At 66.7% G+C, this 22,282-nt stretch carries 15 protein-coding genes; 11 read left to right on the top strand and 4 right to left on the bottom strand.

All coding sequences use genetic code 11. The features are described from left to right. The first annotated feature begins 524 nt into the window (after positions 1-524). The 8 genes from LX83_RS16740 (at position 525) to LX83_RS16765 (ending at position 15,379) form a co-directional block, all read left to right on the top strand. A complete protein-coding gene (locus LX83_RS16740) occupies positions 525-3,923 on the top strand; it encodes a LamG-like jellyroll fold domain-containing protein (protein ID WP_253772330.1) in 3,399 nt (1,132 codons plus the stop codon). Positions 3,924-4,016: 93 nt separating this feature from the next. Further along, on the top strand, positions 4,017-10,871 hold the full coding sequence (locus tag LX83_RS16745) for an RHS repeat-associated core domain-containing protein (protein WP_253772331.1): 6,855 nt from the start codon (positions 4,017-4,019) through the stop codon (positions 10,869-10,871). A gap of 360 nt (positions 10,872-11,231) precedes the next feature. Continuing rightward, positions 11,232-11,474, top strand: coding sequence for a TreTu family toxin (locus LX83_RS38890; RefSeq protein WP_456356011.1), 243 nt, complete (start codon positions 11,232-11,234; stop codon positions 11,472-11,474). A 592-nt stretch (positions 11,475-12,066) separates the two neighbouring features. Next, the gene (locus LX83_RS38695) at positions 12,067-12,489 is read left to right on the top strand and encodes a polymorphic toxin type 24 domain-containing protein (protein WP_407649603.1); all 423 of its coding nucleotides are present in this window, start codon (positions 12,067-12,069) and stop codon (positions 12,487-12,489) included. A 9-nt stretch (positions 12,490-12,498) separates the two neighbouring features. Further along, the gene (locus tag LX83_RS16750) at positions 12,499-13,044 is read left to right on the top strand and encodes a hypothetical protein (RefSeq protein ID WP_253772332.1); all 546 of its coding nucleotides are present in this window, start codon (positions 12,499-12,501) and stop codon (positions 13,042-13,044) included. A gap of 254 nt (positions 13,045-13,298) precedes the next feature. Further along, positions 13,299-14,009, top strand: coding sequence for a polymorphic toxin-type HINT domain-containing protein (locus LX83_RS16755; RefSeq protein ID WP_253772334.1), 711 nt, complete (start codon positions 13,299-13,301; stop codon positions 14,007-14,009). Between the two features lie 9 nt (positions 14,010-14,018). Beyond that, entirely contained in the window at positions 14,019-14,360 is a 342-nt protein-coding gene (locus tag LX83_RS16760; RefSeq protein WP_253772336.1) for a hypothetical protein, read from the top strand. A gap of 170 nt (positions 14,361-14,530) precedes the next feature. Then, positions 14,531-15,379, top strand: coding sequence for a Hint domain-containing protein (locus tag LX83_RS16765; protein ID WP_253772338.1), 849 nt, complete (start codon positions 14,531-14,533; stop codon positions 15,377-15,379). Between the two features lie 155 nt (positions 15,380-15,534). On the opposite strand, the gene LX83_RS16770 is transcribed toward LX83_RS16765, so the two are convergent. Together LX83_RS16770 and LX83_RS16775 are read right to left on the bottom strand one after the other, a co-directional pair. Further along, the gene (locus LX83_RS16770; RefSeq protein WP_253772340.1) at positions 15,535-16,359 is read right to left on the bottom strand and encodes an NAD(P)H-binding protein; all 825 of its coding nucleotides are present in this window, start codon (positions 16,357-16,359) and stop codon (positions 15,535-15,537) included. A 14-nt stretch (positions 16,360-16,373) separates the two neighbouring features. Continuing rightward, the gene (locus LX83_RS16775; RefSeq protein WP_253772342.1) at positions 16,374-16,766 is read right to left on the bottom strand and encodes a cupin domain-containing protein; all 393 of its coding nucleotides are present in this window, start codon (positions 16,764-16,766) and stop codon (positions 16,374-16,376) included. Positions 16,767-16,882: 116 nt separating this feature from the next. Here LX83_RS16775 and LX83_RS16780 point away from each other — a divergent pair, with 116 nt between their 5' ends. Next, positions 16,883-17,545: a TetR/AcrR family transcriptional regulator gene (locus tag LX83_RS16780; protein WP_253772344.1), complete on the top strand. Its 663-nt coding sequence runs from the start codon at positions 16,883-16,885 to the stop codon at positions 17,543-17,545. Positions 17,546-17,557: 12 nt separating this feature from the next. Here LX83_RS16780 and LX83_RS16785 read toward each other — a convergent pair whose 3' ends face one another. Next, positions 17,558-18,646, bottom strand: coding sequence for an NAD(P)-binding domain-containing protein (locus LX83_RS16785; RefSeq protein WP_253772346.1), 1,089 nt, complete (start codon positions 18,644-18,646; stop codon positions 17,558-17,560). A 57-nt stretch (positions 18,647-18,703) separates the two neighbouring features. Further along, entirely contained in the window at positions 18,704-19,798 is a 1,095-nt protein-coding gene (locus LX83_RS16790) for an alpha/beta fold hydrolase (protein WP_253772348.1), read from the bottom strand. 113 nt (positions 19,799-19,911) lie between these two features. Between LX83_RS16790 and LX83_RS16795 the strand changes: the two genes are divergently transcribed. Both LX83_RS16795 and LX83_RS16800 read left to right on the top strand, forming a co-directional pair. Beyond that, positions 19,912-20,637 (top strand): TetR/AcrR family transcriptional regulator, encoded by a 726-nt coding sequence (locus LX83_RS16795; RefSeq protein WP_253772350.1) that lies wholly within the window; start codon positions 19,912-19,914, stop codon positions 20,635-20,637. A gap of 115 nt (positions 20,638-20,752) precedes the next feature. Next, positions 20,753-22,240, top strand: a complete 1,488-nt coding sequence (locus LX83_RS16800) for a nitrosuccinate lyase (protein ID WP_253772352.1) — start codon at positions 20,753-20,755, stop codon at positions 22,238-22,240. Positions 22,241-22,282 lie beyond the last annotated feature (42 nt).

Raw genomic sequence — 22,282 nt, forward strand, 5'->3', positions numbered from 1 at the left:
GTGGGGTGGTCGGCGTGGGTGAGTGTCCCGGGCCGGTGAGCAGGGGAGCGGGGCTGACCCCGCTCTTGCCGCAGCGGGTACGTGGACGAGACCTCAAGCAAACGTCCAATGGACGTGCTCGTGCATTCACTCGCCATTGCCGATCTCGTCAACGGAGATCCGCGGCCAAGGAACTCGGAATAGGGCCGTACCTCTCCTTCAGGCATGGTGCGGAATGCTGCCGTGCGCATCGGTGAGGACTGGCTGTTCGGGTTTCGCGCAGTCGTCGGTTGCTGTGCGATGAGGTACCTCTGACGCCCAGTAGTTGCGTGGGATAGATCACTGTAACGTTACGTTAGTTTCGAAGCGTAACTAATCGGCAAGTTTAGCCAGGTCAAATCGGTTCGGTCGAGGCCGCGATGTGGCCAGAGCGTCACACTGGGTGACTAACCTGTTTGGATCATCGCACAGCGTGGCCTCGTGGTGCAGAGTCTCCCCTCGGCTCTCGGGCAGCCGAAGTGAATGACAATGATGCAAGGGGCGTAATGCTGCGCGATTTCAGAGAACGAAGACGAAGACTGGGAGCAGGACTGATCGCGTCGGTGTTGGCGGTGACGTCGTCGGCGTTGCTCATGACTACCGGGATTCCCACGGCGGTTGCGGCACCGACCGAACCGTCGCAACAGGACAACGTGACAACTGGCCTGGATGAGGAGGGTGCCGCGTCGACAGCGGCGCGGCAACAGGGTGTTCCGGTACCGGTGGCTTCGCAGACCACAGAGGATTCACAGGTACTGGCGAATCCCGATGGCACGTTCAGCCTGGTGACCAGTGCGCAGCCGGTGCGGGTGAAGCAGGGGGACGGCTGGGTTCCGGTCGACCTGACGTTACGTGAACTCGCTGACGGCTCGGTCGGGCCAGTGGCGGCTCCGGTGGATCTGCGACTGTCTGGTGGCGGTGCCGGACAGCCGTTGGCAGTGGTGGGCAGGGACGGTCGAGAGGTTGGTTTGCAGTGGCAGGGCAGCCTGCCCGAGCCCGTGTTGAACGGGCCGACCGCCACCTACCGCGATGTGTTGTCCGATGTGGACTTGGTGGTGCGGGTCAGCGCCACCGGGTTCAGCGAGGTGCTGGTGGTCAAGTCCGCCAAGGCTGCGGCCAACCCCGAGTTGCAGCGAATCACCTTCGGCTCCCACACCAAGGGCGTCACCGTCACCGCCGCGAACAGCGCCCCGGCCGCTCGGGCGGCAGCCGACGAGCCGACACCGTCGGGCGGCCTTCAGGCGGTTGATGACAAGGGCGTGCTGGTCTTCGGTGGGGACGCCTCCCGGATGTGGGACTCCACCGGCCAGACCAGCGAAACCGACCCGCTGGAAGGCCCTGGCGAGAACGGTCGCGCCGCGGCGATGGGCGTGGAGGTCACCGACGCCGCGGTCGCGGTCATTCCGGACCAGGATTTCCTCACCGACACCAGCACCCGGTACCCGGTCTACATCGACCCGGAGTACTGGTGGGCCGGCGGCAAGAACCACCACGTCGTGGTGCAGGACGTCTACCCCGACCAGCGCAACTACGATGCGACCGGGGGCGACCTCAACGAACTCAAGGCCGGGTACTCGACGGAGAACGGCCGGATCGTGTCCCGGTCGTTCGTCGAGATGAACACCGACTACGTGCGGGGCAAGATCATCCACCGGGCGACCCTGCGCAGCACGGTGATCCACTCCTACTCGTGCTCCGGCGGCCCCACCGAGCTGTGGGCGACCAACCCCATCAGCCCGGACACCACGTGGAGAGCCCAGCCGGACTGGGCTTACGTGTTGGGCACGATCACCAGGGCCAACAACGCCCGTTACTGCCCCAGCAACGGCGGGGCCGACGTGGACGTCACCGCGTTCGCGACTCAAGCCGCCAACAACGGATGGACCGGCCTGACCTTTGGGATGAGAGCGCAGAACGAAGGCGATCTGCAGTCGTGGCGGCGCTTCGATCTCAACCCCACGCTGGAGATCGTCTACAACTCGCGGCCCAACGCGCCCACCGAGCTGGGGATGGAGGGCGGCCTGATCCCGTGTGTGCGGGGCGAGAACCGGCCGTACGTGTTCACGAAGACGCCCAGGCTGCGGGCGCGTCTTTCCGACCCGGACGGTGGCATGCTGGACGCTGGCTTCCGCGTGTTCCGCGGCACGGCGGACAACTACACCTGGGACGGCAACGAAACCCACACCGGTGATGTCCCGTCCGGGTCGTTCGCCGAGGTCACCGTTCCCTCGGGGGTGATTCCCGAGGACGGCACCTACACCTGGCACCTGTGGTCGGGTGACTACGAGACCAGCAGCTGGTCCGAGCTGTGCGAGTTCACGATCGACACCACGCCACCCTTCGCGCCAGCGGTGACCTCCACCGACTACCCCTACGACACGCCCGCCGGGGGCGTTGGCATGACGGGAACGTTCGTGTTCTCGGCGAACGGCTCGTCGGATGTTCAGCACTACCTGTACTCGTTCACCGAGGAGCAGGCCGACGACCCACAGACCCGGGTGGATGCCTCAGGGCTCGGCGGTGAGGCCACGATCCGGTGGACTCCATCCAAGGAAGGGCCACAAACGCTGTTCGTCCGATCCGTGGATCGCGCGGGCAACAAATCGGACATCGTCCAATACCTGGTGCGGATCAGATCCACACCACCTGGACCCGTGGGCTACTGGAAGCTCGACGGGGATGGCGCCGACGCTTCTGGCAAGAGCCACCCGCTGACCGCGGCAGGATCGCCAAACCTGACAGCGGAGGGCTACGACGGTCAAGCCGCCGGGTTCGACAGCGCCGACGACGAGTTGCGTGGCGGAACCCTGCTGGACACGACCAAGGGCTTCACCGTGGCGGCGTGGACCAAGCTGGACCGCACCGGTAGTTTCGCCACCGTTCTCAGCCAGGATGGCCAGCGGGCAGCGGGATTCTTCCTGCAGTACTCGGCTGACGACGACCGCTGGGCGTTCGCGATCCCCGAGGGCGACCGCGATGACTCGTCTTCCGCGCGAGCGTTGTCCGCGGCGGCACCTGAGCTGGGCCAGTGGACCCATCTGGTTGGCAGCTACGACGGGGAGAGCGGCGAACTGGCGCTGTACGTCAACGGCGTGCGCGAGGGTAGCGCCACTGCCCGTTCCTGGACTGCGGCCGGCGACTTCGTGATCGGCCGGGGGAAGTGGAACGGCACGGCAGCGGACCAGTTCCCGGGAACGATTGACGAGGTGCGCGCCTACCAGCGGGTGTTGCCCGCTGATGAGGTCGCTCTGGTGGCCAACCAGGGGGTGCTGCGGGCCCACTACGCGCTCAACGAAGGTACCGGAACGCAGACCACGGACGAGGTGACCGGGCAGGCCGCGCAGCTGCGCGGAAGCGCTACCTGGTCGGTGGACCGGTACACAGCCGTGGAATTCACCGGGGAGTTCGGTGATCAGGGTGGGTACGTCTCCGCGCCACGTCCGGCGTTTCGCACCGACCGTTCCTACACGGTGTCAGCGTGGGTGCGTGCGGACGACGTCACGGCGACGGCGCGCACCGCGGTCAGCATCGGCGACCCACGCTTCTCCCCGTTCTTGCTGCAGTATCGGCCCGAGAACAAGCAGTGGGCGCTGCTGGTCTCCTGCGCCCGCGACGATTCCTGTGGCTGGTACGCCCTGAGCGCGGGCAATGCCCAGGCCGGACAATGGGTGCACCTGACCGGGGTGTACGACGCGGTCAGCCACGAGGCGCGGCTCTACGTCAACGGTCAGTTCATGGGCAGAGCGACCGGAGTGACCGGCTGGAACAACGACGGGGAGTTGTTGATCGGCCGTGCCCAGTTCTCGGATTCGGCAACGGATTTTTGGGATGGCGCGGTCGATGACGTCAAGGTCTTCTCCGGGGCGTTGATCGACAACCAGATCAACCAGCTCGCGATCCACTGAACAGTTCGCGCCAGGTGGCTCGCCCAGGAGGTGGGCGGGTCACCTGGCCCTTGTCTTCTTCCCGTCTCACCTGCCAGGCAATCAGGAGTTGTGATGCGGTTACGCCGCAGATTCAGCCGTGCCGTGGTGGTGTCACTCACCGCGGCACTGTGTATCTCGTCCGTGAGCGCCGTAGCAGCGCCACCAGGCATCGACACCTCGGTCAAGCTGCCTCATTTGCAGGAGGAATCCTCGGTGCCGGGGGAAGCCGTGCCGGTGCGGCCGATACCCTCCAACGAGGCCGACGCCAAGGCGTTGTCCGCCCCACCTGCTGTGGCGTGGCCCGCGCATGCCACAGCGGAAACCGATCTACCCGCCGCAGCGGAGGTCGCACCGCGCGCGCAGGCCGAAGCCGGTGAAACCGGCGATTACCACCAGGTTGGTGACCTTCCGGTGGCGGTGGCACTGGCCGGCGAACCGCAGTTGCGACGTTCAGCCGAGGACGGACAGGCCGAGGACAGTGTTCGGGTACGGGTCGAGACCTTCGACCAGGGCCTGGCGAGCAAGGCCGGGCTGGCCGGCCTGCTGCTGCGCGTCTCGGACGCCGGGGGTGTCGCCGGTGATGCGCTGTCGGTTCGGGTGGACTACGCGAAGTTCGCCAACGCCTACGGTGGCGACTACGGGTCGCGGCTCCGGCTGGTGTCCTATCCGGACTGCGTGCTGACGACACCGGAAAAACCGGAGTGCCGTACCCAGACCCCACTGACCGGTACCAACGACGCCACCCATCAGCAGGTGCACGGAAGCGTCACCCTGCCTGAGCAGACCGCCGCGCTGGATGCCCCCGACGCTGGTGTGGTGCTGGGAGTGGCTGCCGCGGCCGGTGGTTCGGGAGGCACCTACAAGGCCACCTCGCTGGCGCCGTCAGGAAGCTGGTCCGCGGGTAGTTCCAGCGGCGACTTCACCTACTCGATCCCGATGCGCCTGCCACCACCGCCGGGCGGCTCAGCGCCCACCGTGTCGCTGGGCTATTCCTCCGGTGGAATCGACGGACGCACCAGCGCCACCAACAACCAGGCCTCCTGGGTGGGAGATGGCTGGGACCTCAGCGCCAGCGGATACGTGGAGCGGCAGTACAAGGGATGCAGCGAGGACACCGGTAACCAGGGAGGTACCAAGACCGGTGACCTGTGCTGGGCCACTGACAACGCGACGATGGTGCTCAACGGCATCTCCACCGAACTGGTCTACAACGCCAGCACCGGCAAATGGCATCCCAAGCGGGACGACGGCTCGCGGATCGAGCGGTTGACCGGGGCGAGCAACGGCGACAACGACGGCGAGTACTGGAAGGTGACCGCCACCGACGGCACCCAGTACTTCCTCGGCCTGAACCGACTGCCAGGGTGGGCCGACGGCAAGCCGGAAACCCGCTCAGCCTGGACAGTTCCCGTGTTCGGCAACAACACCAACGAACCGTGCAACAAGGCGGCCTACGCCGAGTCGTGGTGTCAACAGGCGTGGCGGTGGAACCTGGACTACGTCGTGGATACCCACGGCAACGTCACCACCTACTACTACGACACCGAAACCAACCACTACGGCCGCAACATGAAGGCCAGCAACGGAACGCCCTACATCCGCGGCGGGTACCTGAACCGGATCGAGTACGGGCTGCGCGACAACGACGTGTTCGCGCCAGCGCCGGCGCGGGTGCGTTTCGAAACGGCTGAGCGGTGCTTACCGGACGGTGCGATCACCTGCGATCCCAATCAACTGTCCAAGGACACGGCCAACGCGTGGCCGGACGTGCCCGCGGAGCAGATCTGCGACGCCAACAAGGAATGCACCGACGTCCTCTACCCGTCGTTCTTCACACGGAAGCGGCTGACCCGGATCGTCACCGACATCCGCCGAGATGACGTCACTGACGGCGCGCAGTGGCGAGACGTCGACTCCTGGACGTTGCGCTACCAGTTCCCGCTCACCGGCGACAACCTGTCCCCGTCGCTGTGGCTCGCCGGGATCACGCACACCGGTCACGTCAACGGCACGGTCAGCGATCCGGAGATGGTGTTCTTCGGCAAAGCCATGCCGAACCGGGTGGACGCGGCTGAGGGGCTTCCCCCGATCACCCGCTACCGGGTTGTCGGCGTGCGCAACGAGGCTGGCGGTTACACGGCGATCCGCTACTCCGAAGCCGACTGCCGGCGGGCCGACCGGATGCCGGCCAATCCGGAAACCAACACGCTGCGCTGCTTCCCGATCTGGTGGACTCCTGACGGGGACCTGAAGCCGAGCCTGGACTGGTTCCACAAGTACGTCGTCCTGCAGGTGACCGAAGACGACCGCACCGGCGGCTCCAGCCTGGTCAAAACGGCCTACGAGTACCTGGGCGACGCGGCGTGGCACTACGACCAGAACGACTTCGCCAAGCCGGAGAACCGCACCTGGTCGGAATGGCGTGGCTACGGCACTGTCCGCACCATCAAGGGTGAACCAGGGCAGACTCAGTCGATCACCGAAACCCTGTACCTGCGGGGCATGGACGGCGATAAGAAGCTGCCCAACGGCGAGACCCGCGACGTGTGGGTAGACGACGGCGACGGCGGCAAGATCGAGGACCACGAGCGGCTGCAGGGCTTTGTCCGCGAGACCCGCCAGTACAACGGCAGCACCGTGGTCTCGGCGTCCATCAACGATCCCTGGTTGAAGGGCCCCACCGCCACGCAGGGCGAGGACAACGCGTTCCTGCAGCAGACCGAGGCCGTTCGCGGCCGGACCTTGCTCGCTGACGGCAGCTGGCGACGCACGCAGATCAAGAACGCGTTCACCGACGACGGTTTCACCATCCAGGTCGACGATGCTGGTGACACGGCCGTCACCGGTGACGAGAAGTGCACCCGCACCACCTACGCCCGCAACGAAAGCACCTGGAACCTGTCGAACGCCGCCCAGGTCCGCACCGTCGCGCTGCCGTGCGACGCTGGGCCCGGTGACAACACCACGTTGGTCAGCGACGTGCGCTCCGCCTACGACAACCAGGACGTCGGCGCACCACCGACCCGGGGAGACATTACCCGGGCCGAGCGCTGGGACGGCACCGCCTACCAGGTTGTCTCCCGCGCCACGCACGACGACTACGGCCGCGCCGTGGAAACCTGCGACGCTGCCGGGAACAGGACCACCACCGGTTACAGCCCCGCCTCGGGTTTCCCCACCAGGACGGTGACCACCACCAACCCCAAGGGGCACGTCACCACCAACATCCTGGAACCCGCGTGGGGCGAACCCATCGCCGATGTCGGCCCCAACGGTGAGCGCACCGATCTGGAGTACGACCCACTGGGGCGCCTGGTCAAGGCCTGGGACCTGGACCGTTCCAAGGCTGGCGGCCAGACGCCCACCAAGGAGTACTCCTACGCGCTGTCCACGGACGCCCCGGCGGTGGTGACCACCAGGTCGCTGCGTGAGGACGGCAAGTACAGCACGTCCTACACCCTCTACGACGGCTTGTTCCGCGAACGCCAAACCCAGATTCCCGCCATTGCCGGTGGCCGCGTGCTCACCGACACCTGGTACGACTCGCGCGGGCTGGCGTGGAAGACCAACGCCGCCTACTACAACGCCGCCGATCCCGCGCCGAGTCTGCACGGGGTGCTCGACAATGCGGTTCCCAACCAGACGGTGACCCAGTTCGACGCCCTACAACGCCCCACCGTGGTGACCTACCGCAAGCTGGCCGTGGCGCAGTGGGAGACAACCACCAGCTACGAGGGCGATCGCAGCAACGTCACCCCACCAGCGGGTGGCACCCCCACCACGGTCATCACCGACGCCCAGGGCCAGATCGTGGAGCGCCGCCAGTACCGGGGCAAGACCACCAGCGGTGACTACGACGCCACCCGCTACACCTACACGCCCAACGGCGCGTTGGCCACGATGACCGACAGCGTGGGTAACACCTGGCGCTACGAGTACGACGTCCTCGGCCGCAAGGTCAAGGACACCGACCCGGACAAGGGCGTCACCACCTACACCTACAACAACCTCGACCAACTCACCTCCAGCACCGATGCCCGGGGCAACACCCTGGCCTACAGCTACGACGAACTGGGCCGCAAAACCGGCGAGTACCAGGGCTCGACCACCGGAACCAAGCTGGCCGAGTGGACCTACGACAAGCTGAAGAAGGGGCTGTCCGACGCCGCGACCCGGTTCGTGGACGGACAGGCGTACACCAGGAAGGTCACCTACTACGACAACGCCAACCGGGCGTTGGAAACGCAGGTGGTCATTCCCAGGGTGGAAGGCAAGCTCGGTGGCACCTACATCTTCACCAGCGAGTACAGCCAGAACACCGGTCTGCTCACCCGAACCGTCTCACCGGCGGCGGGCGGACTACCGGCCGAGGGCATCATCCACACGTACAACGAGTTGGGCACCCCGACCAAGACCTACGGCATCGACACCTACGCCAAGGACCACCTGTACTCGAAGTACGGCGAGACGCTGCGGCTGACCCTCGGTGAGGGCAAGGGGTGGTTGACCAACTACTACCAGGAAGGCACCCGGCGGCTGGACCAGTCACTGGTCGACACCGACGCGGTGAACTACCGCCCCGCCGACCGCAGCTACACCTACGACCCGGCGGGCAACATCACCCGGATCGCGGACTCGCCCAAGGGCAGCCCCACCGACGTCCAGTGCTTCAACTACGACTACCTGCGTCGAGTCACCTCGGCGTTCACGCCGGCGTCGGGTGACTGCGCGGCAACCTTGTCAGTGTCCACACTGGGCGGTCCAGCGCCGTACTGGACGGAGTTCACCTACGACCCGACCGGCAACCGGACCTCGGAGGTGAAGCACACCCGGGAGGGCGACACCACCAGGACCTACACTTACCCGGAGCCGGGCAGCCCGCAACCACACACGCTGCGCGGCGTGTCCACCTCCGGCCCCAAGGGCACCTCCCTGGACACGTTCGACTACGACCAGACCGGGAACACGACCAGTCGGACCGTGTCCGGAACGACACAAACCCTGGAATGGGACATCGCCGGCAGGCTGGCCAAGACCACCGAGGCGGATGGAACGTCCTCGTCGAACGTCTACGACGCCGACGGCGGCCTGTTGCTGCGCAAGGATTCCAAGTCCACCACCCTGTACCTGGGCGACATGGAGCTGTACCTCGCCGCCTCCGGTACCCAGGTGACGGGCAAGCGGTACTACTCCCACGCCGGCACCCTTGTCGCGGTGCGCGGATCGGTGTCCGGGCTGACCTTCATGGTCGCCGACCACCAGGGCACCATGTCGCTCACCGTCAACCCGGAAGACTTCTCGTCGCAGCGCCGCTACTTCGACCCGTTCGGCAACCCACGCGGTGCCGCGGCCGAGGCCTGGCCGGATGACAAGGGGTTCGTGGGTGGTATCCAGGAGGCGTCCGGGCTGACCCGACTGGGCGCGCGGAGCTACGACTCGGCAACGGGCCGGTTCCTGTCGGTCGACCCGGTGATCGACACGGCCGACCCGCAGCAGATCAATGGCTTCGCCTACAGCGGCAACAGCCCGGTGACCTTCTCCGACCCGAGCGGGATGTTCGCTGACTGTGGCCCGGATCTGATCCTGTGCGGCGGTTTCCCCCAGGTGCAGCCGCCCAACGAGAAGGACCGCCAGCAGGCGAAGGACTCGTACCGGAGATACCACGACACCGTGGTGGTTCCTTCCCGGCACAATCAGGCGAAGCAGGCGCAGAAGGACTACGAGAACAAGCAGAAGTCGATGGGGCGCGCCATCGAGCAGAGCGGGATGAGTGAGGAGGAGTACAAGAAGGCCCAGCAGATCGCGTCGTCGAAGAAGACGTGGTGGGACGTTCTCAAGGAGAACGCCGGCGACATCATCGGTGACCTCATCGGCTTGAACGACGTGCGTGACTGCTTCACCAAGCTGGATCTGTGGGCCTGTGTTGGGTTGATTCCGTGGGGCAAGGTCTTCAAGCTGGCCAAGAGTGCGTATCGGATCTTCGAAGCGGTGCGGGTGGCGAACAGGTGGGTGGATGAGGTTGCTGAGGCGCGGTCCGCGGTCAACAAGGTGGAAGAGATCGCGACGAGGATCGCGCGTGAGGGTGATGCGTGTCCGAACAGTTTTGTGCCGGGGACGCGAGTGTTGTTGGCGGATGGGTCGAGTAAACCGATCGAGCAAGTGGTTGTTGGTGATGAGGTGTGGGCGTCTGATCCGGTGACGGGTGAGTCGGGGCCGCAGGCGGTGGTGGGCACCATCGTGGGTGGTGGGGTCAAGCACCTGGTGGAGATCACCGTGGATGTGGATGGTGACGCGGGTGGTGTGACCGCGTCGGTGACGGCGACGGAGGGGCATCCGTTCTGGTTGCCGGAGTCGCGTCGGTGGGTGAGTGCGGGTGAGTTGCGGGTGGGCAGCCTGCTGCAGACCTCGGCCGGCACCTGGGTGCAGGTCGTTCAGGTCCAGCAGCGCACCGCCACCCAACGCGCCCACAACCTCACCATCAACACCCTCCACACCTACCATGTCCTCACCGGTGCAACACCAGTCCTCGTCCACAACTGTGGTGATGCCGATGACGACTTGCTTGATTTCGCAGATGAGGCATTGAGCATGAGCCCAGATGTGCGTCCCAATGTTGCTACCAAGGTTACATCTGCTGACGGAGAGCATGTGGCGTTCTCCTACGCGACCGACACGCGTGCGGGCGTGATGCCTCCTCAGACAGCGAGGGCTGTGGCCAATTCTGGGCATCACGGCGGGTGTGGCGAAGTTGGGTGCGCTATCCAATTCGAATCAGCCGGAATTCCTCTAGAGGGAGCTGTGTTTCAGTCAGTTATGATCGGTGGTGGTGCGCGTGGTAACTCTTTCTCTCTCGAAAACCATGGTGGCCTGATTGGACCGTGTCCGGCCTGCCAGCGGTTCCTGCCCCTCATTGGTGGACGTGGGTGAGTTTCGTGCCTATCTCGCCTGAACTAAGTGCCGCACTGCGGAGATTGCGAGAGGTTCGCAGAAAGAAGCCTCAAGGGGATTCTAGCTCAGAGGATTTTGCTGCGTGGCGTGAGAGTATTGCAGATGCGCTGGACTCGTTAGCTATCTTGTTGTTTTACGAAGAAGATCGACGGAGGGCGTCTGAAGAGTCGAAGCTGGCGCGCGCTGAAGCGGCAAAAATTCGCGAGAGATTAAATGAAACGGGTTAACACCTGAATCTATGTGGAACAGATTCCCATTTGTGATGGCATGAATTAGTTGTTCGTTGGGTGATGCAGGCGCCCCTATTGAAGTTGCTCCGAAAGGTTCAACTGGGCAGTGATGGAGTCGCTACTTACGTCGCGCATCCTGCGAACGCAACTGCATGCGCGGCAAGCTCGTCCAGGCTCCCGGTACGTAGAATTTGACGTCCCCTGCTCATGTTTGAAACCTGGTGGCGCTCCTGGCTGGGCTCTAATTCCCGGGCCAAACCATAAGATATTCGGGCCATTAGCGGTGCGTCGAGGTGAACCGCTTCCGCGGATGCCCGAGGCTAGAAATATTGAATGGGTGACCAGTAAGTGACCAGTAACCTTCTGGAACTCCTCCAACTGTGGTGTCTTGAGCATCGGCCACGTTTGGTCAGGACTGGCATCTCTCTCGAATTTGATCCATCTTCGAATCGGTGGCCTAAAAATTGTTCTAACGTGTATTTGGAGAAGGGGGATCGGGGAGGGCTGTTGATATTGTGGGAGACCGGAGAGAGTCAGGTCCAAAGAGTCGACTACGGTTCTGGCTCAGACCCGCATGAAATTTATGTCGAGATTGGCTCTGCGGGTGATCTAGAGGAAGTGATGAGCAGTTTGGTAGCGTGGGTTTCCGGAGAATGATCAGCTCCCTGTAATTTGGTCTAAGTTTGTTTGTTGGCAATATGATTTCCGGGCCCTGCTGAACGCTCGCAGGGTCCGGAATTCTAGGAAAGATGAGGCTGACGATGTACAGCCAGCGATCGAGCGGGTTGCTGTTGGCGACTGATCCGATGACAGGTGAGTCGGGCCCGTAGGCGGATGATCACGGCGAGGGAGGGCGTTCGTTCTGGTTGCCGGAGTCGCGTCGCTGGGCGAGTGCGGGTGAGTTGCGGGTGGGCAGCCTGCTGCAGATCTCGGCAGGCACCTGGGTGCAGGTCGTTCAGGTCCAGCCACGCACCGCGACCCAACGCGCCCACAACCTCACCATCAACACCCTCCACACCTACCACGTACTGGCCTCAGCTAGCGCGGTTCTGGTACACAACTGCCCAGTTAGTGCCGGCGGAGAGAAAGCCGCAAAGCGTGGGAGAGCAGAAGACCTTCAACCACACGCAGAAGCCACAGGTAGTCATACCGTTTTCGAGCGAGACGCCGAGGGCAAGGTTATTCGTTACCAGACTTGGGAGATGAATGAACGGGCTCCAAGTGGCTGGCAGAAGGGGCCGCGGTTCCGAGGAACCGGTGGGCTGCACTCAAATATCGAACCGCCGATCTACTATCCTACAGGTGGTGGTAAGGCAGTTGCAGGTGCGGAGGTCCCGGAGAATATCCCACCAGGATACCTCCCGTAAGGAGTTTCGGTGAGTCAAGGTGTGACTGTCGATCGTATATTGCGCGAATCGTTTCCGCACATTGAGGCCGGCGATCCTGTTTCGTACTTTACTGAAGTTGGAGACGCTGTCCAGGCTCTGATGTATTCCTGGCTATTTTGGCCCAAGCTTTTGGAGATTCATGGAGCAGTATTCCTGGCGCTCCATGGTAATGATGAATCTGACATCAGAGAGCGCCTGTACACCCCTCTGGGGGATATGCATCCAGAGTGGCCGCCATTGTCATGGAACGAGGCTGTGGATAGTTTTAACGTCTTCGAGATTCCGCACCTCTTCCGTCAGGTTAGAGGGCCGATTGAGCTCTTTTCTGCTTCTCATTGGGAGCTGGGCAAGGTATTGGTTCAGATATGGGGAGCTCGGCTTTCTGTTGGTTTCCCCAATCGTCGGTTCTCGGTATGTTTGATCGATGCTGACGATTCGATGGATCTGAGAATTCAAGTATCTCAAGCGTCTCCCGACTTGGTGATTCCTGCCGGATGGGATAATCGACGGCGGAGTATTATTACCAATAAATGATATACCCTTGCCTGAGCTGATGTGCTGCATCGCTCGTTGCTCGCGCTATCGGGTGATGGGCGATGCAGCCTTGAATCTCACTGGTTAATATCGACTGTTAAATATGGTCGATACACCGCGCGTAGAATCTCGTGTCTCATCACAGGATGTTTCAGTTCCCGGCAGAGGTTACCTGGCGCTACCTCTTGATACTGCTGGCGATGGAAGCTGGTCCCAACGCTAGCTGATTACTTGTTTGCTTGACACCGTGTCTGGTGGAGTCCGGGGCGCAGGTAGTGGTCCGCACCATTGTTGGTGGTGGGGTCAAGCACCTGGTGGAGATCACCGTGGATGTGGACGGTGACGCGGGTGGTGCGACCGCGTCGGTGACGGCGACGGAGGGGCATCCGTTCTGGTTGCCGGAGTCGCGTCGCTGGGTGAGCGCGGGTGAGTTGCGGGTGGGCAGCCTGCTGCAGACCTCGGCCGGCACCTGGGTGCAGGTCGTTCAGGTCGCCAAGCGCACCGCCACCCAACGCGCCCACAACCTCACCGTCAACGCCCTCCACACCTACCATGTCCTCACCGGTGCAACGCCAGTACTCGTCCACAACTGTGGCGGGACGGCGACTGTTCGTTGGGACACGGATATGCAGCATGCGACTATCAAAGTAGAGGCCAATGGTATGTCGCTTGAAACTGAGCAGGTCATCCCTGGATGGGATGGTAGGGGTAATCCGAATGGGCTGCACACGACGGCGGATGGTGCTGAGCCGCTGGGAACTAATGTGATCGAGCGATCTTTCGATCTTCCTGACGCGGGTGCAGCAATGAGGGCCCAGCAAGCGTCTATCGGGGCGAATCTCGGTATATATGACGGGCTCCACAACAGTTGTGTCACCTACTGTGTAGGGATTTTACGGGCCGGAGGAGTGGATATACCCCCAGGTGTTCGGGGAGTGGTTGCGCTTAAGAGAACGCTGGGTTAGGTGGTTGCGTTGACTGAGGAGGAACACCACGATGCTGTTCTGGCTGAGATTATTCTGTCGAAAAAGGTTGGAACAGAACATTTTCGACTCGTTGGCGACCTGATCTCCGCTAGAGCACAACTGAGTATGGGTATCCTGGCCAGAGGTGGCCTCTCGCTTGATGAGCTTGCAGATGCCGCTGAAACGGTAATTGAGTTGGAGGATGCTTACAAGGAGGCATGGGCGGATGTGGATTCAGTTTCTGGATTCAATAACGTGACTCCGAAGCTTCCAAGGCTCACGGAGACGCTGGAAAATGCGGTTCGTGGCATACATAAAATCGCCAAGAAATATGGAATCCGCATAGAGTGAAAGCTTTAAGTCTCAGTGACTGTGTAAAGTGGGGATCCGTGTAACTGCGTAACTGGATCGGTGACTGAACACAGTTGGGAGATTTTCTGTAGGGATCGTGCCGAGGCCCCTCCTGAAATCTGCGGGAGGGGCCTCGTGTTGTTGGTGTGGTGTGGGTGGCGAACAGGTGGGTGGATGAGGTTGCCGAGGCGCGGTCCGCGGTCAACAAGGTGGAAGAGATCGCGACGAGGATCGCGCGTGAGGGTGATGCGTGTCCGAACAGTTTTGTGCCGGGGACGCGGGTGTTGTTGGCGGATGGGTCGAGTAAACCGATCGAGCAGGTCGTTGTTGGTGATGAGGTGTGGGCGTCTGATCCGCTGACGGGTGAGTCGGGGCCGCAGGCGGTGGTGGGCACCATCGTGGGTGGCGGGGTCAAGCACCTGGTGGAGATCACCGTGGATGTGGATGGCGACGCGGGTGGTGCGACCGCGTCGGTCACGGCGACGGAGGGGCATCCGTTCTGGTTGCCGGAGTTGCGCCGCTGGGTCACTGCGGACGAGTCGGATTTGTTGATGCTGACGCGGTTTGGCTGGAACGGTTGGATGAAAATCTTTGGGACCGAGGGAGAGATTGGTATGGACATGGCGAATTTGGGGCTTGTGTTGCTCAGGTCCGTGGGGGTTCGAACTGCTTCTGCTGGTCAAGTGATTGAAATCAACCGGATTGCCAAGCAAAACGGGTGGGGAGCTTCCTTCCAAGAATCAGAGTTGTTGCTCAGGCTTGATCCTCGTGACGGTCACGTCCTTGTTCCCCTGAAGGAGGTTGGAGCGTCAAAGGCTGTCCTGAAGGGCTACCGCTGCTACCTCTGGTTCAAAGAGGCGGCAAGCGCCACGCGCACACTGGTCCTGCTGGATGCTGACGTGTCCGAGTTTGCCAAGCTTGACCGTGTTTCTGGATACATGGCTGACAAGCTCATTTTTATGTTGCTTGGGCACGTTCCGTTGGTGTCGATGTCGGAAAGCGCTCCCGGGTTGACGTAGTTCAGCCTGGTTTCAGACCTGTTGCGCAGCCACGACCAGCAGAAGCAGTGGGTTGTTGGCCTGTCAGCGGGAAACGGAACATGGCCGCCGCGACCCGAACCCCGGCAGGGGGCGTGGTCGCGGCGGTGGACACCATGGTCTGTCTGTTGGTCGGCCTACTCGAACGCCGCTCGGTGGGTGCTGACCCAGTCGGTGAAGGTGTGCGGTGGTCGGCCGGTGATCGTGGCGACGGCGGGGGAGATCTCGGCGGGGTGGTTGACGGCGTTGGCGTGGTAGTCGAGCAGGCCGTCGGCCACCAGGGGTGGCACGCCCGCGTCGAGCATGTGCTGTCTGGCGACCTCCGGCGGTAGTTCCTCGAAGCGCACCGGGCGGCCGAGCACGTCGCCGATCAGCCGGGCCTGGTCGGCCTGGGTCAACGGTTCCGGGCCGGTGAGCAGGGGTGCGGCGTTGACCAGTGCGTCCGAGTCGTCGCACAGGGCGCGCACGGCCACGGCGGCGATGTCGCGCTCGTCGATGGGCGCGTGGCTGGCCTGGCCGTACGCCGCGCGTACCACGCCCTCGGCGCGGATCTGGTCGGCCCACTCCAGTGCGTTGGCGGCGAACACGCCGGCGCGCAGCAGTGTCCACTGTAGACCCGTCGACCGCACCTGTTGTTCCAGGGCCAGGTGGTGGGCGCCGATGGGATTTTCCTCGCACAGCACCGAGGACGAGGACAGCAGCACGACCCGGCGGACCCCGTGCGCGGCGGCCCGGGTGAGCAGGGTGGCCGGGCCGTGCGGGAGTGCGGCGGGGTTGAGGAACACCGCGCTGACGCCGGCCAGTGGGTAGGTGTCCGGTTCGGCGCGGACCACGTCCACGCCGGCGGGCAGGCCCGCGGACGCGGGGTCGCGGGTGGTGGCGCGCACGGCGTGGCCGGCGTCGAGCAGGCCCTGGACCACGTGTCGGCCTACCGTGCCGGTGGCTCCGGTTACCAGGATCATCGTCTGGTCTCCCGTCACGCCGACGCGCGGGCTTCGAGGCGGGTGCCACGCCGCACGCCGATGGACATCAGGTCGCTGGGGGCGTCCAGTTCGAGCCGGTGCCAGCGGCCCCGGGGCACCACGAACGCCTCGCCCGCGCCCAGCCGGGTCTCCTGCTCAGGCTCGTCGGCGTGGTCGGGGCGCAGGTACACGCGCACGGCGCCGGCCAGCACGGCCACCACCTCCTCGGTGTTCGGGTGCATCTCCCAGTGGTCGGCGTGCACGTCGGCGTCGGTTTCCACGTGGAAGGCCGCGACCATCCAGTCGTTGGTCTCGTCGCCGGACATCCGGCGCGCTTCGACGTGGACCTGGTTGTCCCGGCGCAGGCGCAGCGCCGAGGCGAACAGGTCAACGGGAGTGAGGGACATGGGTGACTCCTGTCGGCGAGGGTTTCTATACGCGTATAAAAACTTAGCCCGTGCGGTGTCCCGTGTCGATCCCGGGTGGTCGGTCGGGCCGGCGGCGGGTGGCCGATGATGGGGTGGTGCCACCCCCACCCCAGCGCCGCGCCACCGGCCGCCCGCCGCGGATCTCCCGCGCCGACATCGTGGCGGCGGCGCACCGGATCGTCGACGCCGAGGGCGTGGCGCGGCTGACCATGCGCCGGCTGGCCGCGGAGGTCGGCAGCACGCCCATGGCGCTCTACCACCACGTGCGCGACCGCGACGAGCTGCTGGTGCTGCTGCTGGAGGACTACGCGCGCCGGATTCCCCGGCCGGAACTGCCCGAGCAGCCCCGCGAGCGGATCGTGGCCGCCGCGCTGGTGCTGCACGACGTGCTCGCCGAGCGGCCGTGGCTGGTGACCGCGCTGGCCACCGACGACCTGATGGGCGCGACCGCGCTGTGGATCGTGGAGGTCATGGTGGACGCCGCCATGGCGGCCGGGCTCAGCGCGGAGCGGGCCGTGCACGCCTACCGGGCCATCTGGTACTACACGGTCGGCGAGATCACCGTGCGCTCGGCCGCCGGCCGGCAGCGGGCCAGCCGCGACCGACCGTCCTATCGGGACGAGGTGTTCGCCTCGCTCGACCCGGCGGAGCTGCCCCGGTTGGCCGCGCTCGCCGACCGGTGGACCGCACTGACCACAGTGGACACCTACGCGGCCGGCCTGCGCGCCCTGGTGGACGGGCTGCTGCCGGGGAGCTGAGCCGGACGGCGCTCAGGCGGCCCGCGGCGGCGCGCCGGCCAACAGCTCCCGGATCTCGCGCACCGCCACCCGGCCGGCCCGGTTCGCGCCGATCGTGCTGGCCGACGGGCCGTAGCCGACCAGGTGCAGCCGGGGCTCGGCCACCGCGCGGGTGCCGTCCACCCGGATGCCGCCGCCCGGCTCGCGCAGGCCCAGCGGGGCCAGGTGCGCCAGGGCCGGCCGGAACCCGGTCGCCCACAGGATCGCGTCCGCCCGGATCCGCCGGCCGTCCGCCCAGGCCACGCCGGTCGGGGTGATCCGGTCGAACATGGGCAGCCGGCGCGCCACGGCCGCGCGCACCTGCGGGGTGAGGGGCAGGCCGGTGGCGCTGACCACGCTGCCCGGCGGCAGCCCGGCCCGCACCCGCTGGTCCACCACGGCGACCGCGGCGCGGCCCTCCTCCGGGGTGAACCGCTCCCGCAGCCGGGGTGGCCGCCTGGTGACCCAGGTCGTGGTCGCCACCTCGGCGATCTCGCTGAGCAGCTGCACGGCCGAGCTGCCGCCGCCGACCACGACCACGTGCTGGCCGGCGAACTCGGCGTTGCCCCGGTAGTCGGCGGTGTGCAGCTGCCGCCCGGTGAACTCGGCCTGGCCGGGGTAGCGCGGCCAGAACGGCTGGTCCCAGGTGCCGGTGGCGTTGATCACCGCGCGGGCCGCCCAGGTGCCCGCCGAGGTCTGCACCAGCAGTCGGTCGGCCGGGTCGCGCCGCACCGCGCGCACCCGCACCGGCCGGCGCACCGGCAGGTGGAAGTGCTGTTCGTAGGCGGCGAAGTAGGCCGGCACCGCCTCGGCGGCCGGGGTGTCCGGGTCGACCGGGTCCATGGCCAGGCCGGGCAGCGCGTGCACGCCGTGCACGGTGCGCATCCGCAGTGACGGCCACCGGTGCCGCCACGCCCCGCCCGGCCCGTCCTCGTGGTCGAGCACCAGGTAGCCGGTGTGCGGGGCGAAGCCGGCCCGGCCCAGGAAGTGGGCGCTGGACAGGCCGGCCTGGCCAGCGCCGATCACCACCACGTCGATGTCCACGCCCGCGCCAGTCGTGCCCACCTCAGCCGCGTCAGTCACGCCCGGTACAACCACGCCGGCGCGCACCGGCTTCCCCGGCGGACCGCGTGCCGCGCCTCACACCGAGCGGAGGAAGCCCAGCAGCGCCTCGGTGACCTCGGTTGGCCGCTCCTGCTGGGTCCAGTGCCCGGCGCCGGGCAGCAGCACGGCCCGCCGCAGGTTGGGCACGGACGCCGTGGGGCCGGCCAACAGCTGCTGGGCCTGGGGCGAGGACGCGATCCCGTCCCGGTCGCCGACCACGTACAGCGCGGGCGGCCGGACCGGGCTGTCCCGCCACGGGGCGGTCAGCAGCCAGTTGCGGTCGAAGTTGCGGTACCAGTTCAGGCCGCCGGTGAAGCCGGAGTGGCGGAACTGCGCGGTGTAGGTGTCGACGTCGTGCTGGGTGTACCAGGCCGGCAGCGCGGTCGGCTCGGCCAGCACGTCGAGGATGCGCCCGCTGGACGGGATCATCGCGTTCCAGCCGGGGCCGTCGCCGGAGCCGGTGTAGAGCATCCGGCGGAACAGGGTGCGCGGGTCGCTCGCGAGGTCCACATCGGACAGACCGGGTCGCTGGAAGTAGACGATGTAGAAGTGGTCGCCGTAGGTGGCGCGCAGCGACTCGACCGGCAGCAGCGAGCCCGCCGGTTCCGCCCAGCGGTGCGGGACGCTGAGCGCGGCCACCGCGCGCACCCGCTCGGGGCGCAGCAGCGCGGTGTGCCAGGCGACGATGGCGCCCCAGTCGTGGCCCACCACGTACGCCTGTCGCTCGCCCAGCACGTCGATGAGCCCGGTGATGTCGTCGACCAGGTGCTCGATGTCGTAGTCGGTGACCGCACCCGGCCGGTCGGTCCAGCCGTAGCCGCGCTGGTCGGGCACGACCACCCGGAATCCGGCCCGTGCCAGCGCCGGGATCTGGTGCCGCCACGAGTACCAGGTCTCCGGCCACCCGTGCAGCAGCAGCACCAGCGGGCCGGTCCCGGCCTCGACAACGTGCACGCGGATGTTGTTCACCCGGAGGAACCGGTGGCGGGCTGGGGCAGCGGCCGCCGGGCTGGCGGCGCTCGCGGTGGGACTGGCCGTGGTGGCGCCGGCGGCGAGCAGGGCGCCCAGGCTCACGCCGCCCAGCCCGCGCAGGAAACCGCGGCGGGCCAGGCCGGGGCGTGGTGAATCCATGCCAACTCCAGGGATGTGTGGGGAGAGCGGCTTGAGCTGCACCGCGTTTGGGAACTATACGGCGTGAAGTTACGACACGGGGGACGGTACTGCAACGCTGTAAAGTGTCCGGGGTGGGAGACCAGCAGCTGAGCCGCCGGGCCCGCCTGCGGGCGGAGACCTCGGCCGAGATCAAGGCCATCGCGCTCAAACTCATGGCCACGGGTGGGCCGGACGCGATCTCGCTGCGGGCCATCGCCCGGGAGATGGGCATGACGGCCAACGCCATCTACGGCTACTACGCCACCCGCGACGAGCTGGTCACCGTGCTGATCTCCGACGTGTACACCGACCTGGTCAGCGCGGTGGAGGCGGCCCGCGACGCGCTGCCCGACAGCGACGCGGCCGGCCGGCTGCTGGCCTGGGCGCAGACCTTCCGGGAGTGGTCGCTGGCCAACCCCGAGGGCTTCCGGCTCATCTACGGCGACGCCGTGCCCGGCTACCAGCCGCCCCCGGGCGGACCGGCGGCCGACGCCGCGCACCGGGCCTGCGCCGGGCTCACCGGCCTGGTCGCCGCGGCCTGGCCGAGGGCGAGGACCCGCCAGCCGCACGACGGCTACGCGTGGCACGACTTCGATCCCGGCCTGGTCAGCCTGGTCCGCGCGGAGTTCCCGGACCTGCCGCCCGCCGCGGTCGCGCTGGCGCTGCGCGTCTGGGGCCGGCTGCACGGGCTGGTGTCCCTGGAGATCTACGGCCACCTGCGCGGTCAGTACCACGACCCGGCCAGGCTCTACCGGGTCGAGGTGCTCGACCTGATCCACTCGCTGGGCCTCACCCCACCGGAGGCCGCCCGCGCCTGACCGCCCGGCACGGCGGCCGGGGTGAACCCGGGCCCGCCCCGCTGACCGGGTGCGGGTCCGGCGACCGCCGTATCGTGACCGGCCGAGCCCCCAGTCAGCCTCCGCGGAGCGCCCCATGAACGAGACCACCCCGGCCGCACCCGGCCCGACCCGGTCCAGCCGGAACCAGACCGCAGCTGGCCAGTCCGGTGCCGCCGGCACGGACGCCGGCCTGCTCGCGCCGGCCTGGGCGGGCACCCCGGTGGAGCCGGACGTGTCCGACGAGGCGGTGCTGGCCGCCCTGGTGGACGTGGAGATCGCGCTGGCCAGGGCGCAGGCGCGGCTGGGGCTGATCCCGGAGCGGGTGGCCGACAGCATCGCCGCGGCCGTGCTGGCCCGGCCGCTGGACCTGGTCGACCTGGCCCGCCGGGCCCGCGACGGCGCCAACCCGGTGGTGGCCTTCGTCCGGGCGCTCACCGACGCGGTCGCCGCACAGGACCCGGCCGCCGCCGAGTACGTGCACCGCGGCTCGACCAGCCAGGACATCCTCGACTCGGCCATCATGCTGGTCGCCGAGCGGGTGCTGACCCGGCTGGTGGACGACCTGAGCCGGGTCGCGCACGCCCTGGCCCGGCTCGCCGAGCAGCACCGGGACACCGTGCTGGCCGGCCGCACGCTCACCCAGCACGCCGTGCCCACCACCCTGGGGCTCAAGGCGGCCGGCTGGCTGCACCTGGTGCTGGACGCGTTGGCGCGCACCCAGCAGGTGCTGGCCACGGGACTGCCCGCCCAGCTGGGCGGCGCCGCCGGCACGCTGGCCGGCTACGCCGAGTACGCGGCCATCGACCGCGGTCCCGGCGACGGGGAGCTGCCCGAGCACGGCGTCGAGCTGATCGCCCCGTTCGCCGACGCGCTCGGCCTGGCCGAACCCGTGCTGCCCTGGCACACCCTGCGCACCCCCGTCGCCGAGCTGGGCTCGGTGCTCACCCTGGTCACCGGCGCGCTGGGCAAGTTCGCGCTGGACGTGCAGACCATGTCCAGGACCGAGCTGGGCGAGGTGGCCGAGCCGACCGCGGCCGGCCGGGGCGCGTCCTCGGCCATGCCGCAGAAGCGCAACCCGGTGCTGGCCACCCTGGTGGTGACCGCGGCCAGGCAGGTGCCCGCGCACGCCCTGGTGCTGGCGCAGAGCATGCTGGCCGAGGACGAGCGCTCCGCCGGCGCGTGGCACGCCGAGTGGCAGCCGCTGCGCGAGGCCCTGCGGCTGGCCGGTGGGGCCGCGCACACCGCCGCCGAGCTGGCCGAGGGCCTCCAGGTCCACCCGGAGCGGATGCGGGCCAACCTGGCGCTGACCCACGGCGCGATCGTGGCCGAGCGGCTGACCGTGGCGCTGGCCCCGGTGCTGGGCAAGGCCAGGGCCAAGCAGCTGCTCGGCGAGGTCACCTCGGCGGTGGCCCGGTCCGGGGGCGAGCTGGCCGAGGCACTGGGCGGCCACCCGCTGGTGGCCGCGCACCTGTCCGCCGACGCCCTGGCCGACCTGCTCGACCCCGCCCGCTACCTGGGCGCGGCCGGTGAGCTGGTGGACCGGGAACTGCGCCGCTACCGGCAGGCGTTCGGCGCGGCGTGAGCCGGTGGGCCGGCGCCGCCGCGTGTGCCGGTGGCTGGCGCG

Origin of the sequence: Goodfellowiella coeruleoviolacea (assembly GCF_024171785.1) — a bacterium.
GTDB classification, from domain to species: Bacteria; Actinomycetota; Actinomycetes; order Mycobacteriales; family Pseudonocardiaceae; genus Goodfellowiella; species Goodfellowiella coeruleoviolacea.